Source organism: Streptomyces sp. NPDC059696, assembly GCF_042733745.1.
GTDB lineage: Bacteria > Actinomycetota > Actinomycetes > Streptomycetales > Streptomycetaceae > Streptomyces.
In genome coordinates, this window is sequence record NZ_JBHWFG010000015.1 from 115,583 (window position 1) to 129,617 (window position 14,035).

The 14,035-nt window shown below is 74.2% G+C and carries 14 protein-coding genes; 6 read left to right on the forward strand and 8 right to left on the reverse strand.

Annotation, left to right across the window (positions count from 1 at the left end; genetic code table 11):
• The first annotated feature begins 89 nt into the window (after positions 1-89).
• On the forward strand, positions 90-635 hold the full coding sequence (locus ACFV20_RS18460) for a DUF488 family protein (protein WP_385657841.1): 546 nt from the start codon (positions 90-92) through the stop codon (positions 633-635).
• A 4-nt stretch (positions 636-639) separates the two neighbouring features.
• On the opposite strand, the gene ACFV20_RS18465 is transcribed toward ACFV20_RS18460, so the two are convergent.
• Positions 640-1,272, reverse strand: coding sequence for a hypothetical protein (locus ACFV20_RS18465; RefSeq protein WP_385657843.1), 633 nt, complete (start codon positions 1,270-1,272; stop codon positions 640-642).
• Between the two features lie 145 nt (positions 1,273-1,417).
• Positions 1,418-2,491: a type I phosphomannose isomerase catalytic subunit gene (locus ACFV20_RS18470; RefSeq protein ID WP_385657845.1), complete on the reverse strand. Its 1,074-nt coding sequence runs from the start codon at positions 2,489-2,491 to the stop codon at positions 1,418-1,420.
• Between the two features lie 353 nt (positions 2,492-2,844).
• Between ACFV20_RS18470 and ACFV20_RS18475 the strand changes: the two genes are divergently transcribed.
• From ACFV20_RS18475 to ACFV20_RS18495, 5 genes are all read left to right on the forward strand, one after another.
• A complete protein-coding gene (locus ACFV20_RS18475; RefSeq protein WP_385657846.1) occupies positions 2,845-4,311 on the forward strand; it encodes an alanine racemase in 1,467 nt (488 codons plus the stop codon).
• Positions 4,308-5,627: a pyridoxal-phosphate dependent enzyme gene (locus tag ACFV20_RS18480; RefSeq protein ID WP_385657848.1), complete on the forward strand. Its 1,320-nt coding sequence runs from the start codon at positions 4,308-4,310 to the stop codon at positions 5,625-5,627. The genes ACFV20_RS18475 and ACFV20_RS18480 overlap by 4 nt, the downstream gene beginning before the upstream one ends.
• A 5-nt stretch (positions 5,628-5,632) precedes the next feature.
• Entirely contained in the window at positions 5,633-6,829 is a 1,197-nt protein-coding gene (locus tag ACFV20_RS18485) for an aminotransferase class V-fold PLP-dependent enzyme (RefSeq protein ID WP_385657849.1), read from the forward strand.
• A 91-nt stretch (positions 6,830-6,920) separates the two neighbouring features.
• Positions 6,921-7,682 carry a class I SAM-dependent methyltransferase gene (locus ACFV20_RS18490; RefSeq protein ID WP_385657851.1) on the forward strand — a complete coding sequence of 254 codons (762 nt, stop codon included), beginning with the start codon at positions 6,921-6,923 and terminating at the stop codon, positions 7,680-7,682.
• A gap of 151 nt (positions 7,683-7,833) precedes the next feature.
• The gene (locus ACFV20_RS18495) at positions 7,834-8,133 is read left to right on the forward strand and encodes a hypothetical protein (RefSeq protein WP_385657852.1); all 300 of its coding nucleotides are present in this window, start codon (positions 7,834-7,836) and stop codon (positions 8,131-8,133) included.
• Between the two features lie 99 nt (positions 8,134-8,232).
• Here ACFV20_RS18495 and ACFV20_RS18500 read toward each other — a convergent pair whose 3' ends face one another.
• The 6 genes from ACFV20_RS18500 to ACFV20_RS18525 form a co-directional block, all read right to left on the reverse strand.
• Positions 8,233-8,886, reverse strand: coding sequence for an ABC transporter ATP-binding protein (locus ACFV20_RS18500; protein ID WP_385657854.1), 654 nt, complete (start codon positions 8,884-8,886; stop codon positions 8,233-8,235).
• Positions 8,879-9,868, reverse strand: a complete 990-nt coding sequence (locus tag ACFV20_RS18505; RefSeq protein ID WP_385657856.1) for an ABC transporter ATP-binding protein — start codon at positions 9,866-9,868, stop codon at positions 8,879-8,881. The genes ACFV20_RS18500 and ACFV20_RS18505 overlap by 8 nt, the downstream gene beginning before the upstream one ends.
• The gene (locus tag ACFV20_RS18510; protein ID WP_385657857.1) at positions 9,865-10,764 is read right to left on the reverse strand and encodes an ABC transporter permease; all 900 of its coding nucleotides are present in this window, start codon (positions 10,762-10,764) and stop codon (positions 9,865-9,867) included. The genes ACFV20_RS18505 and ACFV20_RS18510 overlap by 4 nt, the downstream gene beginning before the upstream one ends.
• Entirely contained in the window at positions 10,754-11,722 is a 969-nt protein-coding gene (locus ACFV20_RS18515) for an ABC transporter permease (RefSeq protein WP_385657859.1), read from the reverse strand. Before ACFV20_RS18515 ends, ACFV20_RS18510 begins: the two co-directional genes overlap by 11 nt.
• A 20-nt stretch (positions 11,723-11,742) precedes the next feature.
• On the reverse strand, positions 11,743-13,332 hold the full coding sequence (locus ACFV20_RS18520) for an ABC transporter substrate-binding protein (protein ID WP_385657860.1): 1,590 nt from the start codon (positions 13,330-13,332) through the stop codon (positions 11,743-11,745).
• A gap of 114 nt (positions 13,333-13,446) precedes the next feature.
• A complete protein-coding gene (locus ACFV20_RS18525; RefSeq protein WP_385657861.1) occupies positions 13,447-13,887 on the reverse strand; it encodes a DUF6299 family protein in 441 nt (146 codons plus the stop codon).
• Between the last annotated feature and the right edge of the window lie 148 nt (positions 13,888-14,035).

The window sequence follows — 14,035 nt, forward strand, 5'->3', positions numbered from 1 at the left end:
CACTGTCGGCTACATCAACAGGGATGAGCGGATCCCGGCGGGTGCGGGCGGCCGGGTGTGGGTGCCGTGAAACGGGATAGTCCGCAGCTGTGGACGCCTCTGTGCTGACCTTCGGGCACAGCACCGCCGGCCGGGAGCGGATCGGTGGGCTGTTGCGGGATGCCGGTGTGGCGGGTGTCGTGGACGTGCGGACCGCGCCCGGCAGCCGCCGGGACCCCGATCTGCTGCGGGAGCGGCTCGCCGAGTGGCTGCCGGACGCCGGCATCTCCTACCGGTGGGAGCCGGCCCTCGGCGGGTTCCGCCCCGTGCCCGCGGACAGCCCGGACGTCGTGTGGCGCAACGCGTCCTTCCGCGGGTACGCCGCCCACGCCCGCTCCCCCGAGTTCGTCCGCGCGATGGACCGCCTGCTGCGCGAGGCGGCGAACGCCCGCACGGCCGTGATGTGCAGCGAAGCGGTCTGGTGGCGCTGTCATCGCCGTCTGATCGCCGACTTCGCGGTCCTCGCCCGTGGTGCGACCGCCCTGCATCTCATGCACGACGGCCGTCTGAGCACCCACACGCCGACGCCGGGAGCCCGTCTGCGGGACGACGGGCTCCTCGTGTACGACGCCCCCACCGAGCGGCCCGGGGGCTGAGCCGTCAGTACAGCTTGTTCACCGCCGTGACGGTCGTGGCCTTGAAGTCGGCCACCTGGGCGTGCTGGAAGGTGCCCATCTGGCCCCACCGGACGATCGTGACGGTCGCGCCGTCGCGGCCGACCGAGAAGAGGTTGATGTCGGAGGAGCCCCAGGCGGAGGCGGTGTGGACGCCGTAGACGTCGGCGCCCTCCTCGACGTTCAGCTTGCCGTAGTACTTCTGCGTCGCGGTGACGTCGGGGTCTTGCTGCATCAGCTTCTTCGCGCAGCCGGCCAGGTCCTTGCGCAGCAGCGCGGCGAACTCCTTGGCCCACTGCTCGCTGCGCCCCTCGACGGTGAGCTGCTGGGCGCTGGTGTCGAACTCCGTCCAGTACTCCCGGTGCGTGGTGATGGACGGCAGCGCGTCGCCCACGCACATCGGCAGCGGGTCGGGCTGGCCGGCCGTGACGGCTCCGGCGTACCAGGGCGAGGACGGGTGCGGCGGCAGGTCGGCCGGCTCCAGGAACCGGGGTGTGTCGGAGGCCGGCGTGGCAGCGGCGGCGGCCGGGACGGCGGCTGCGGCGACACCGGCGACGGCGGCCAGCGCGGCCACGGTGGTACGGATGCCTCGGGCACGGATCTGCATGGTCTCCCCCATCGTTTTCCCGGGGCCCCCGGTTCGTGGTCGGGTGCCCCGGGCCGAATGCGCGGGCGTTTGCCCTTGCCCCCTGTACGACTCGCCGCCGGCCGCATCCGTTGCCCTGCGGGCCTGCTACGGGTCCGTCCCGAATGTCACCGCGCCGTCACCGCGGGTCGAGGCCCTCGCCGAGGGCGGCGACGGCGGCCGGGCCGTGGCCGGCGGCCAGGAGCGGGGCGCGGATGTCGTGCTCCAGGTCGGGCACGTAGCCGATCAGGACGTCGGCGGGGCCCTGGACGTGGACCTCGCCGAGGGCGGCGGGCAGGAGGAGGGTGCGGGCACGGTCCAGGCGGCCGGTCCAGGATCCGGAGGTCACGGTGACGGGGGCGCCCGCGTTGGTGAGGATCCGCACGGTGGAGAAGCGGTACGACAGGGGCGTCGTCGTGCCGGCGGACCAGCGTTCGAGCGCGAAGTGCGGGCCGGCGCAGAGCACGGTGCGTACGACGCCGTCGCCGGAGGCGATGCTCAGGCCGGGGTGGAACTCGGGCCGGTGCCCGGGGCGCCACTCGTCCAGCAGACGCCGGAGGTTGGCGTGCCACTCGTCGTCGGGGACGGGCGAGCCGTCCTCCATGCGGTGCCGCATGGCGTGCTGCTGGATGTCGGACGTCTGCTCGATCTCGTACACGAGGGTGTCCGGGCCGAAGCTGTGCAGGGTCCCGCCGGGGACGTGGACGGTCTGGCCCGCGCGGACCGGCAGGCGGCGCATGACCGCGTCGAAGTCCTGGGCGAGCAGCGCCCGGTGCAGGGTGTCGCGGTCCACGCCGGGGCGTACGCCGACCAGGGCGGTCGCGCCCGGAGCGGCGTCCAGGACGTGCCAGGCCTCCGTCTTGCCGTGGGGTTCGCCCTCCAGGCGCCGGGCGGTGGCGTCGTCGGCGTGCAGGTGCACGGGGAGCGCGCCACGGCCGTCGATGAACTTGGTGAGCAGCGGGAAACGCGGGCCGGGCGGGAGCCGGGGGCCGAGCAGTTCCTCGGGGTGTCCGGCCGTGATCTGCCGCAGGGTGCGCCCGGCGAGGGGGCCGTCCAGGACGGTCGAGGCGTCGCCCTCTACGTCGCTGACCTCCCATGTCTCGGCGACCGGCCCGTCGGGCAGGCCGGTGCGTCCCAGCCGCTCGGCGATGGCCCGGCCGCCGAAGACGTGCTGCTTGACGGGGGTGGTGAGCCGCAGCGGATGCCAGTCCACGTCCCTCCTCGGGCGGGTCGGTGCCGGTCTCCGGCCGGGGTACCCCGGGGCGCCGGGCGCATACGTGCGGCACGGGGCGGGTGGGCGACGGGCCGCGGGCCCCGGATGCCGCCGCCTCGCGCCCCGGCGCGCGCCCCGGCCCGGCCCGTGATCCGCTGCACCCCGCCGCACGGGGTCCTGTCACTAGGAGCGCCCGGGCCGGGCGCTCATGATGAAAGGACCCGGAAGGCCCGGGCCCGGGCCTTACCGGGCGTAAAGCGACCGAAGAATGGATAGGGGTCATACGGCGAAACGCGGGGAGTGTCCGACGTGCCCGGTTGCCGGGCGCTGCGGCTTCAGGAGGGGGAGCGCGCATGGACGGCCGGCCCTTGTACCTCGAACCGCGGCTGGAGCCGCGGCTGAGGTCGCTCATGGCGGCCCACGCCACGCTGCACGGCCTCGTCGACGCGCTCGGCTCACCTCTGCACGTCGTGGTGCCGGACCAGATCGCCGAGAACCTGGAGCGGTTCCGGTCGGTGTACCGGGCGCACCGGCTGCCGGGCCAGGTCTTCTACGCCCACAAGGCCAACCGGTCCAGTGCCCTGCTGAGACGGCTCGCCGCGACGGACGCGGGCGTGGACGTCGCGTCGCTGGGCGAGTTGCAGCACGCGCTGGGGGCCGGTTTCGACGCCGGCCGGATCATGGCCACGGGCCCGAAGAACCCCGAGTTCCTGTGGCTGGCGGCCCGGGCGGGGGTCACGGTCGGCGTGGACGCCGTCGCCGAGCTGGACCAGCTCGCGGCCCTGGTGCGCAAGCACGCGCTCGCGCCCGTGCGGGTGCTGCTGCGGCTGTCGGGCTTCGAGGCGTCGGGCGTGAAGGTGCTGAGCCGGCGCAGCCGGTTCGGCACGCCCGTCGGGGAGTCGGGGCCGCTGCTGGAGGCGGTCGAGCGGCACGCCGACGCGGTCGACGCGGTGGGGGTGGCGTTCCATCTGGACACGACGAGCGTCACGGAGAAGGCCACCGCGGTCGAAGGGTGCCTGGGCGTGCTGGAGTCGTGCCGGGCCCGGGGGTTACGGCCGCGGGCCGTGGACATCGGCGGCGGGTTCGGCGTCAGCTATCTGGCCGAGCGGGAGCAGTGGGAGGCGTACACGAGCGGGCTCACGGAGGCCGTTCTCGGCCGGCGCCCGCCGCTGACGTGGGGCGGGCACGGCTACGGGCTGCGCAACGAGTCCGGCACCGTGCGCGGCGCGCTGGGTGTGTACCCCGCCCACCGGCCCGTCGCCGGCGCCGCCTACCTGGACGAGCTGCTGGCCCGGCCCGCCGCCTCGATGGGCGGGCGCCCGCTGGCCGCGCTGCTGCTGGAGCACCTGTACGACCTGTACAGCGAACCCGGACGGGCACTGCTGGACCAGTGCGGGCTGTCGCTGGCGCGGGTCCTGGAGGTCCGTGACCCGCTGTCCGGCGGGCCGCTTCAGGTACGGCTGGCGGCGAAGTCGGACGACATCGCCCTGGAGGACCACGGGGTGCTGATGGACCCGGTCGTGGTCCCCGGCGGCCGGGCCGGGCCGGGCGGCGGGCCCGTCGCCGTGCACCTCTTCGGCAGCCTCTGCCTGGAGAGCGACCTGATCACCCGGCGCGCGGTGTTCCTGCCCCGCCGCCCGGAAGCCGGCGACCTGCTGGCCTTCGCCAACACCGCGGGCTACGCCATGGACTTCCACGCCACGCGCGCCCAGCACCAGCCCGCCGCCCGCAAGGTGGCCGCCTGGCAGGACGGCGACGCCTGGCGCTGGTGCCTCGACGACCAGTTCTGGCCGATCACGCCCTCGAGGGGAGCCCCGTGAGGTACGACAGCATCACCGAGGCGATAGGCAACACCCCGCTGGTGCGGATCGACCCGGCCGTGCACGGCCTGCGCACCATCGACCTGTACGCCAAGCTGGAGATGCTCAACCCCTTCGGTTCGGTCAAGGACCGGGCCGCCTGGAACATGGCGGGACCGCTGCTGCCGGAGGCGGTGGAACACGGCAGCCAGGTGGTCGAGTTGTCCAGCGGCAACACGGCCAAGGCCCTGGCGGTCATCGCGGGCATGCACGGCCTGGGTTTCCGGAGCGTCACCAACCGGATGCGGGTGCCGGAGATCAAGGACCTCCTGCTGCTGCTCGGCGCGGAGATCGAGGAGCTGCCGGGGCAGAGCGAGTGTCTCGACCCGACCGCCACGGACGATCCGCTGACCCTGTTCCACCGGACGCTGGCCGCGTCCGGCAGCGCCTTTGTGCACACCGACCAGTACTTCAACCCGCGCAACACGGAGGCCCATCTCACCGGTACCGGGCCGGAGATCGTCAAGGATCTGGACGGCCGGGTCCCGGACTGGTTCGTCGCGTGTGTGGGCACCGCCGGTTCCTCCACGGGCGTGGCCCGCGCCCTGCGCGAGGAGGATCCGTCGGTGCGGGTGGTCGGGCTGGTCTCGGCCAAGTCCGACTTCATCCCGGGGATCCGCACCATCGACGAGGTGCAGGAGGTCGGCCTGTTCGACCCGGAGACGTACGACACGATGGAGTCGGTCAGCTCCGACGAGGCGATCGAGGGGATGCTGACCCTGAACCGCCGCTGCGGCATCCTCGGCGGGCCCACCGGCGGGGCCGCCTACTTCGGCGCGGTCCGGCACTTGCGCACCGTCGACGAGGAGTCGGCCGAGCGGCGGACGGCGGTGTTCATCGTCTGCGACCGGGTGGAGAGCTATCTGAGTTACGTCCGGCAGCGGCGCCCCGATCTGCTGGGCCGGCCGCCCCGGGCGAACTCACCGGCCGACCTGTCCGACGCCGAGGTCCGCGGGGCGCCGTCGGTCACCGTGGCCGAGGCCCGGCGCTGGATCGACGCCGACGGGCCGCTCGTGGTGGATCTGCGCAGCCCGTACGCCTACGCGGCGCTGCACATCGACGGATCGGTGAACATCGTCGACGAGCTGTTCGCCGAACTCCTGCGAGGCGGGCTGCCGTTCAGCCGGCGCCGGCCGGTGCTGCTGGCGTGCCCGGTCGGCGAGCAGTCCGCGCGGTACGCGGCGCTGCTGACCCGGATGGGACACCCGGACGTGCGCAGCCTGGCCGGCGGCATCATCGCCTGGCGGGACGCGGGCGCGCCCCTGGTGCGGGACTGACCGGCATGACCGCGCCGAACTCCCCCACGGCCGGCCCCGCGTGGCAGCGGGCCCTGCGCGCCCAGTTCCCCATCGTCACCGGGCACCCCGAGCTGGCGTACCTCGACAGCGCGGCCACGGCGCAGAAGCCGCAGGCCGTGCTGGACGCCGTGCAGACGTACCTGACCACGTCCAACGCCAACTCCGCGCGCGGCACCTACACCTGGGCCAACCGGACCACGGAGCTGGTCGAGCGGACCCGTGAGCGTGTCGCGCGGTTCCTCGGCGACCCCCGGCCGGAGAGTTCCGCCGTCCACTTCACGGGCGGTACCACCGAGGGGCTGCGGACCGTCGCCCGTGACTGGCTGCCGGGCTTCCTGCGCGACGGGGACGAGATCGTCGTCCCGGACGCCGACCACCAGGCCAACATCGCGCCGTGGCGGGAGGCGCAGCGGCTGCTGGCCCGCGAGGGCGTGCGCATCCGGGTGCTGCCGATGCCGTACCAGAGCGGCTCGGGAGACTACGACCACCGGGTGCTGGCCGCACGGGCGAGCGCGCGCACCCGGTTCGTCGCCACCACCCATGTGCACCACGTGTACGGCGGTGACATGAACGTGCGGCGCATCCGGGAGGCCGTCGGACCGGAGGCGGTGATCTGCCTGGACGCGGCACAGAGCGTCGGCCATCTGCCCTTCTCGGTGGCGGAGTTGGACGTGGACTTCGTCGTGTTCTCCGGGCACAAGGCGCTGGCCCTGCCCGGTTCCGGGGCGGTGTGGGCCCGGCAGGCGCGGGGGCCCGCGTTCGTGCCCGGGGGGTGGAGCGGCACCCCGAACACAGTGGGCATCGCCTCGCTGGAGGCGGCGCTGGACTGGCTGGAGGCGGCGGGCCTCGACCGGATCGAGGGCTGGACGGCCGACCTCGCGACCCGGCTCACGGAGGGGCTGCGCCGGCTGGACGCCTACGAGATTCTCGGCTGCCCGCTCAGTCTGGCCGCCGGCACGGCCGTGCAGCGCCGCCTGGGCATCGTGACCCTGCGGCACCGCGCCATCGACTCGGGCGATCTGGGGTTCATCCTGTTCAGCCACGGGTTCATGGTCCGCTCCGACCATCACTGTCAGGGGGACGCGGGCGAGAAGACCGGTTCGGTGCGGGTGAGCCTGCATGTGTACAACACCGTTGAGGAGATCGACCGGCTGTTGTCGGTTCTCGCCTCACTTCCGTGACACCGCCCGCTACGCGTAATGGGAACCGTTTCCACCTGTAGGCTCGGTCCCGGCAGGAGTCAGGTGCGATACGGCGAGGTGACGCGACCGGATGGGGCTGAGTCTGGCGACGGCGGAGCGATGGGTGGAGCGCTGGGAGCTCCAGCAGCAGCGGTACGCCGTCGATCGCGAGGAGCGGTTCACGGTGATCGCCGATGTCGTCGAGCACGCCACGGCGGGGAGAGCCGCCCGCCCGCTCGTCGTGGACCTCGGTTGCGGGCCCGGCTCCCTCGCGGCCCGGCTGGTGCGGCGGCTGCCGGACGCGGAGATCGTGGCCGTGGACCGGGACCCCCTCCTGCTGGAGCTGGGCCGCACCCACCACCCGGACGCGGCCCGCTACGTCGACGCCGAGATCGGCGCGCCCGGCTGGACGTGGGCCCTGGGCCTGGACCGGCCCCTGGACGCGGCGGTCTCCACCACGGCCCTGCACTACCTCGACCGCGACACCCTGCTCGCCACCTACCGGCAGCTCGCCGTGCTGCTGCGCCCCGGGGGCGTGCTCGTCAACGGCGACCACCTCCCGCCGGGCGAGGCGGGCCCGGCCCGGATCACCGCCCACGTCGGGCGGTGCCGGGCCGGCCGCCAGCGCGTGTTCGCCCAGGAGGACTGGGGCTCCTGGTGGGCCGGGGTCGGCGAGGACCCGGAGCTGACCGACCTGCTCGCGGAGCGCCGCCGCCGCGCGGCACCCGACACCGGCCGCCCCGCCGACCTTCCCCTTCCGACCCACGTGGAGCTGCTCCGGCAGGCCGGGTTCGCCGAGGCAGGCCCGGTGTGGCAGTACGGCGACAGCTGCGTGGTCGTGGCGGTGCGCTAGCCGCGCGCGTCACTCGCACGCCCCCGCCCGGGGTGCGGCCAGGAGCGGGTGCCTCGACACTGCAGGTGAAGACCGCTCCACGTCGGCACAGAGCCCCGCCGGTCCCGGCGCGAGCCCCGCGAGCGGTCCCGCGCAGACGCGAGGAGCCCCCATGACCACCGCCGAGCACGCCACCCACGACAACCACGGGCACACCCACGGCGACGACTGCGGTCATCTCGCCTTCGCCCACGGCGACCACACCGACTACGCCCACGACGGCCACATCCACCGGATGCACGAGGGGCACGCCGACGAGTGCGCGCACGCCGGCCACACGGTGCACCGGAACCACGACCACGAGCACGGCGACACCTGTGGCCACCTGGCCGTGCGGCACGGCGACCACACGGACTACGTGCACGACGGCCACCGCCACGCGGCCCACGACGGCCACTGGGACGACCACTGACCCGCACGGCCACTGATGCGCACGGCCACTGACCGGCGAAGGTCCCGGACGGCCGTGGGGGTCCGCTGACGGACCCGCGCCCGGCCGGGCGGGCCGGTCTCAGGTCAGGGCGTCCCAGTGGACGGTGCGGTCGCACCAGCGCTCCAGCAGGGTGCGGTCATGACCCACGGCCAGCAGGGCGGCGCCGGTCGAGGCGCGGTAGTCCTCGACGGCCGCGACCAGGGCGGCGGCGGTGGAGGCGTCGAGCATCGCGGTCATCTCGTCGCACACCAGCAGGCGGGGACGCAGCACCAGGGCCCGGGCCAGGCAGGCGCGTTGCAGCTGACCGTCACTGACCTCGTGCGGCCGCCGGGTGAGCAGGTCGGGGGTGAGGCCGACGGCCGGGGCCAACTCGGCCACCCGGGCCGGGACTTCCTCCGCCCGGCCGGTGGCGCGCAGCGGCTCGGCGATCAGGTCGGTGAGCGGCAGCCGGGGATCCGCGGAGAGCCTGGCCTGCTGGAAGACGACCCCGAAGGCCGTGCGCAGGGCGCGTGGGGCGCGGTGGCGCCAGCGCCGTACGGGCGCGCCGTCGAGGAGCAGGGTGCCGGAGTCGGGGCGGTGCAGCAGGGCCGCGACCCGGGCGAGGGTGGACTTGCCGCAGCCGCTCGGGCCGAGCAGGCCGACGGACTCGCCCGGGGCGACGGTGAGGGAGACGTCCCGGACGACCGGGGTGTGCCGGGCGTACCCGGCCGTGACGGAGCGCAGTTCAAGCACGGACGTCCTCCGGCACGTGCGGGTGGTGGCAGGCGACCGGGCCGGGGGGCGGCGGGGCGGCGCAGGTGTCGGTGGCCCGGTCGCAGCGGGCGGCGAAGGCGCAGCCGGCCGGGAGGTCGCCCAGTTCGGGCGGCATGCCCGGAATGGGGACGAAGGCACGGTCGGGCAGGGCCCGCAGCAGGCCGCGACTGTAGGGGTGGCGGGGCCCGGGCGTGCCGAAGAAGGCGGGGGCGTCGGCGAGTTCGACGATCCGTCCCGCGTACATGACCGCGACCCGGTCGGCGATGCGCTCGGCGGCCGCCAGGTCGTGGGTGATCATCAGCAGGGCACGGCCGCCGCCGTGCTCGCCCGGCTCGTCGACGTGTCGCCGCAGTTCGTCGACCGTGCGGTCCACCAGGTCGCGGTCGAGTCCGGTGGTCGGTTCGTCGGCGAGCAGCAGGGGCGCGTCCCCGACCAGGGCGAGGGCGGTGGCGGCGCGCTGGGCGAGGCCGCCGGAGAGCTGGTGGGGGTGGCGGTCGAGGTGGTCGGCGGGGAACGCGGCCCGTTCGGCGGCGGCCTCGGCGGCGGCCCGCAGGGCGGCGCGGCCCCGGGTCGCGGTCAACGCGGCGACGGTCTCCTCCAGGTGGGAGCGGACGGTGCGCACCGGGGTGAGGTGGGCGGCCGGGCTCTGAGGTACGAGGCCGATGAGCCGTCCGCGCACGGTGCGGGCGAGGGTCCGTTCGCCGGCGCTGAGGAGGTCCAGGTCGCCGAGCCGGGCCGAGCCGGCGGTCTGCGCGTTGCCGGGGAGCAGCCCGAGCAGGGCGGAGGCCAGCACGGACTTGCCGCAGCCGCTCTCGCCGATCAGGGCCAGGCACTCGCCGGGGGCGACGTCGAACCGGGCGTCGGTGACGGCGGCGACGCGGCGCCCCCCGGGCAGGAGGAACCGCACGGACAGGCCCCGGACGGACAGCGCGGGGCGCGTGGACTCCGTACCGGCGCTCACAGCATCAGCTCCGATCGGTGACGGGGGTTGATCCGCTCCCGCCAGGCTCCGGCGAGTCCGGCGAGCGCGAGGGTCGGGACGACGAGGAAGAGACCGGGGAAGAGGGTCGGCCACCACTGCCCGGCGAGGAGGGAGCCGCGGGCGCTCTGGATCAGGGTGCCGAGGCTCGCCGTGTGGCTGGGCAGCCCGAGGCCGAGGAAGGACAGGGCCGACTCGTGCCACATGGCGTGCGGCACCATCAGCACGGCGGCGAGCGCGGCCTGGGGAAGGACGGCGGGCAGGAGGTGCCGTACGGCCACCCGCCACCGGGACGCCCCGCCGGAGACGGCCGCGTCGACGTACGGCCGCGACCGCAGCGACAGCACCTCGGCGCGCACGATGCGGGCCGTGGACAGCCAGTGGGTCAGCGCGACCGAGATCACCACCGGCCACACCCCGGGCCGGAACAGGGCGACGATGAAGATGCCGAGCAGCAGGTGCGGCACGGACGAGAAGGTGTCGACCAGCCGCATCAGGGCCCGGTCGGTCCAGCCGCCCAGCGCTCCGGCCGCGGCGCCCACGGCCGTGCCGACCACGGTCGCGGTCAGCGCCGCCGCCACTCCGACCAGCAGCGAGACGCGCAGGCCGTAGACGCAGCGCAGCAGCAGGTCGCGGCCGACGTCGTCGGTGCCGAACGGGTGCGTCCAGGAGGGTGGTTGGAGCTTGGCGGCGAGGTCGACGGCCTGCTGGTCGAGCTGGACCAGCGGCGGCACCAGCAGCACGGCGAGGACGGTGGCGGCCACCAGCGCGGCGGAGGTGCGCACGCGCAGGGCGCGGGTGGAGCGGCGCTTCGGTCCGTGCGCGCGCCACTCGGGCTCGGCGGGGGCGCCGGCGGGCGCCGGTGCGTCACATGTCACTGAGCTTCACCCTCGGGTCGGACAGTCCGTAGAGCAGGTCGGCGAGCAGGTTCCCGGCGAGCACGGCGGCGGTGGCCAGGGTCGTCAGGGCGGCGAGCAGCGGGAAGTCGACGGCGGTGGCCGCCTCGACGGTGGCGGCGGCGATCCCCGGCCAGCTGAAGACGCTCTCCACCAGCAGGGCCCCGGTGATGAGTTCGGGCACGCGGGAGCCGATGAGCGTGAGCACCGGCAGCAGCCCGGAGCGCAGGGCGTGCCCGAGCAGGACGGTGCGTTCGCTCAGGCCACGGGCCCGGGCGCCGCGCACGGGGTCCTCGGCCAGCGCGTCGCCGACGCCCTGCCGGACGTACAGGGTGAACCAGGGCAGTTGGGAGACGGCGAGGACCCCGGCGGGCAGGACGAGATGGCTCGTGACCTGGCCGGGGGTGACCTGTTCGCTGCCGGTGTCGGTCAGTCCGCCCGCCGGCAGGACGTCCCACTGGAGGGCGAACAGCCAGATGGCGAGCAGTGCGATCCAGAAGACCGGGGCCGCCTCCAGGGTGTAGGCGAGGGAGGTGACGGTCCGGTCGACGAGCGAGCCGGGCCGGCGGGCGGCGAGCACGCCGAGGGCCGTGCCCAGCAGCACGGCGGCGGCGAAGGCGACCGCGCAGAGCAGCGCGGACCAGACGAGCCGTTCGCCGATGACCTGGGTGACGGGCTGCCGCATGATGCTGGAGTGGCCGAGGTCGCCGGTGAGCGCGGAGGTCAGCCAGTGCCACCAGCGGGCGGCGAAGGGCTGGTCCACGCCGAGGTTCTCGCCCAGCCGGTCCAGGGTCTGCCGGTCGGCGCCGAGCGCGGCGGTGCCGGCGTAGGCCTTGACGGGGTCGAAGGGGGAGGCGGCGGCGACGGCGAAGACGCCGAACGTGACGACGAGCAGGACGGGGACGGCGGACAGGGCCCGCCGTCCCGTCAGTCGTGCCATCGCTCCCCAGGGCAGGCGGGTCACTTCTTGGGCTGCCAGTCCTCGATGTTCCACCAGGGGCCGCTGGCGAATCCGTGCTCGTGCGGCTCCAGTTGGGTGCTCAGGCCGGTCCAGCGGTCGGCCAGCACGTAGAGGTGGTCGATGTGGGTGAGGAAGGTGTAGCCGGGGTCCCGTACCAGGGCCCGCTGGAGCGTGTCGTAGGCGGCCGTGCGCTCGGCCGGGTCCTGGCTGCGGCGGCCCTTGTCCAGGGCCCGGTCGACGGCCGGGTTGTCGTAGCGCGCCATGTTGTTGAAGCCGTCGCCGGCGAGGGAGGAGTGCAGCAGGGTGTAGAGACCGAAGTCGGGGTCGCCGGTGCTGCCGAAGCCCGCGAGGACGGCGGTGTCCTTCATGCGCGGTTCGATGACCTCCCAGGTGGCGCTCTCCACCTTCACCTCGATGCCGGCCTTCTTGGCGTCGGAGGCGTACGCGAGGGCGTGGTCCTGGCGGACCTTGTCGCCGGAGGGGTAGAGCAGGATGAAGGACGCCCGCTGTCCGTCCTTTGCGCGGATGCCGTCCGCGCCGGGCTTCCAGCCGGCGTCGTCGAGGATCCTCCCGGCCTTGCCGAGGTCGCGGGGGCGCTCGATGCGCCTGCTGAAGGCGGGGTCGTCGACGGGCAGCGGGCCGTAGGCCGGGCGGCCTGCGCCGTCGAGGATCTTGTCGACCATGGCCTCGCGGTCCACGGCGGCGTCCAGGGCCCGGCGGATCGCCCGGTCGCCGGTGACCTTGTTCGCGGTGGGGAGGGTGACGGCCCGGAAGTCGTAGGAGCGGGCCTCGTAGGTGCGCCTGGCGTCGTCACCCTTGAACGTGGCGGCGAGGTTGGGCGGGAGGACCGCGCCGTCGAGGTCGCCGGAGCGCAGGCGGGTGGCGCGTACGTCGTCGTCGGCGATGACCGCCATGGTGAAGGTCTTCACCTTCGGCGCGCCGCCCCAGTAGCGGGGGTTGGCCTTGAAGGTGAGCTTCTCGCCCTTGCTCCAGCGGCTGAGGACGTACGGCCCGGTGCCGACCGGCTCGGTGTTGAAGGAGCCGGTGTTGGGGTCCTGCTTGCCCGCGATGTGCTCGGGGACGATGGGCAGCACCGTGCGGGCGGCGAACGGCGCGTAGGGGTACTTGAGGGTGAAGACGACCCGGTCGTCGCCGCTCGCCTTGACCTCCTTCACCGCGTCCAGCTCGCTCTTGAAGGTGTTGTTGGTCTTGGGGTCGAGGGCGGTCCGGTACGTGTAGACGACGTCGTCGGGTGTCAGCGGTTCGCCGTCGCTGAACTCGACGCCGTCGCGCAGGGTGTAGGTGTAGGTGCGGCCGCCGTCGGTGATCTTCGGCAGTGCGGACGCCAGCGCGGGCTTCAGTTTCAGGTCGGCGTCGCGGGCGAGGAGCCCGTCGAAGATCTTGGAGTTGCCGTCCTTGCCGTAGCCCAGCAGCGGGCTGAGGGTGTCGGGTTCGGAGGCCACCCCGAGTACGACCGACCCCGCGGACGTGCCGTCGTCCGGGCCGCCGCCACCGGGGGCCGAACATGCGGTGACCGCCGCGGCCAGCGCCGCCGTGACGGCGGCCCCTCGTATCCGACGGGTCGACATGTGACCTCACACCCCTTGTTGCCGCACTCCTGCTGTTGCAAAGACTTCGCAATTAAACAGGATCGGCGGGCGTCCCGGCACCGGGGCGCCCGCCGAGGGGGCACGTCGGCGCGCTCAGGCCTGGGTGAGGGTGATGTCCTGGCCCTGGACCGCGTGGAAGGTGGGCAGCGGCAGCCCGCTGAAGGTGCGCAGTTCCATCACGCCGGCCTCGACGTGGGCCGCCCCGGCCACCAGCGCGCCGGGCGTGGTCCGGCCCGTGTTCACCCAGCGGTGCTCGGCGCCGTCGCACACCGCGCGGGTGCCGCCGATGCCGTGACGGGCCGTGGACACGCCCTGGCGCACGGAGGAACTGACGAAGACCGGGCCGCTGGAGCCGCTGCAGCGGTAGGTGCCGGACAGGGTGACGGTGCCGTCGGCGGTGATCCGGCCCACGGCGTCGACCGTGACGGAGCCGGTGGGGGCGAGGACGGACGCGGTGGCGGGCGCCGCACCGGCGCCTGTGAGCAGGAGCAGCGCGGCCCCGGCCGCCGCGCCGAGAAGAGGTCGTACACGCATGAGGGAAACCTCCCGAAAGGGGTGGAATTGCGGCTTCCACTCGTACCGGCCCGGTGGGCCGGCACCCGTCATCCTCACCCCTTCGGTGGCGAGTCCGCACCGGCCGTCGTGGAACCGTCCCGGGAAGGTCCGGGGCGTGTCACGCTTC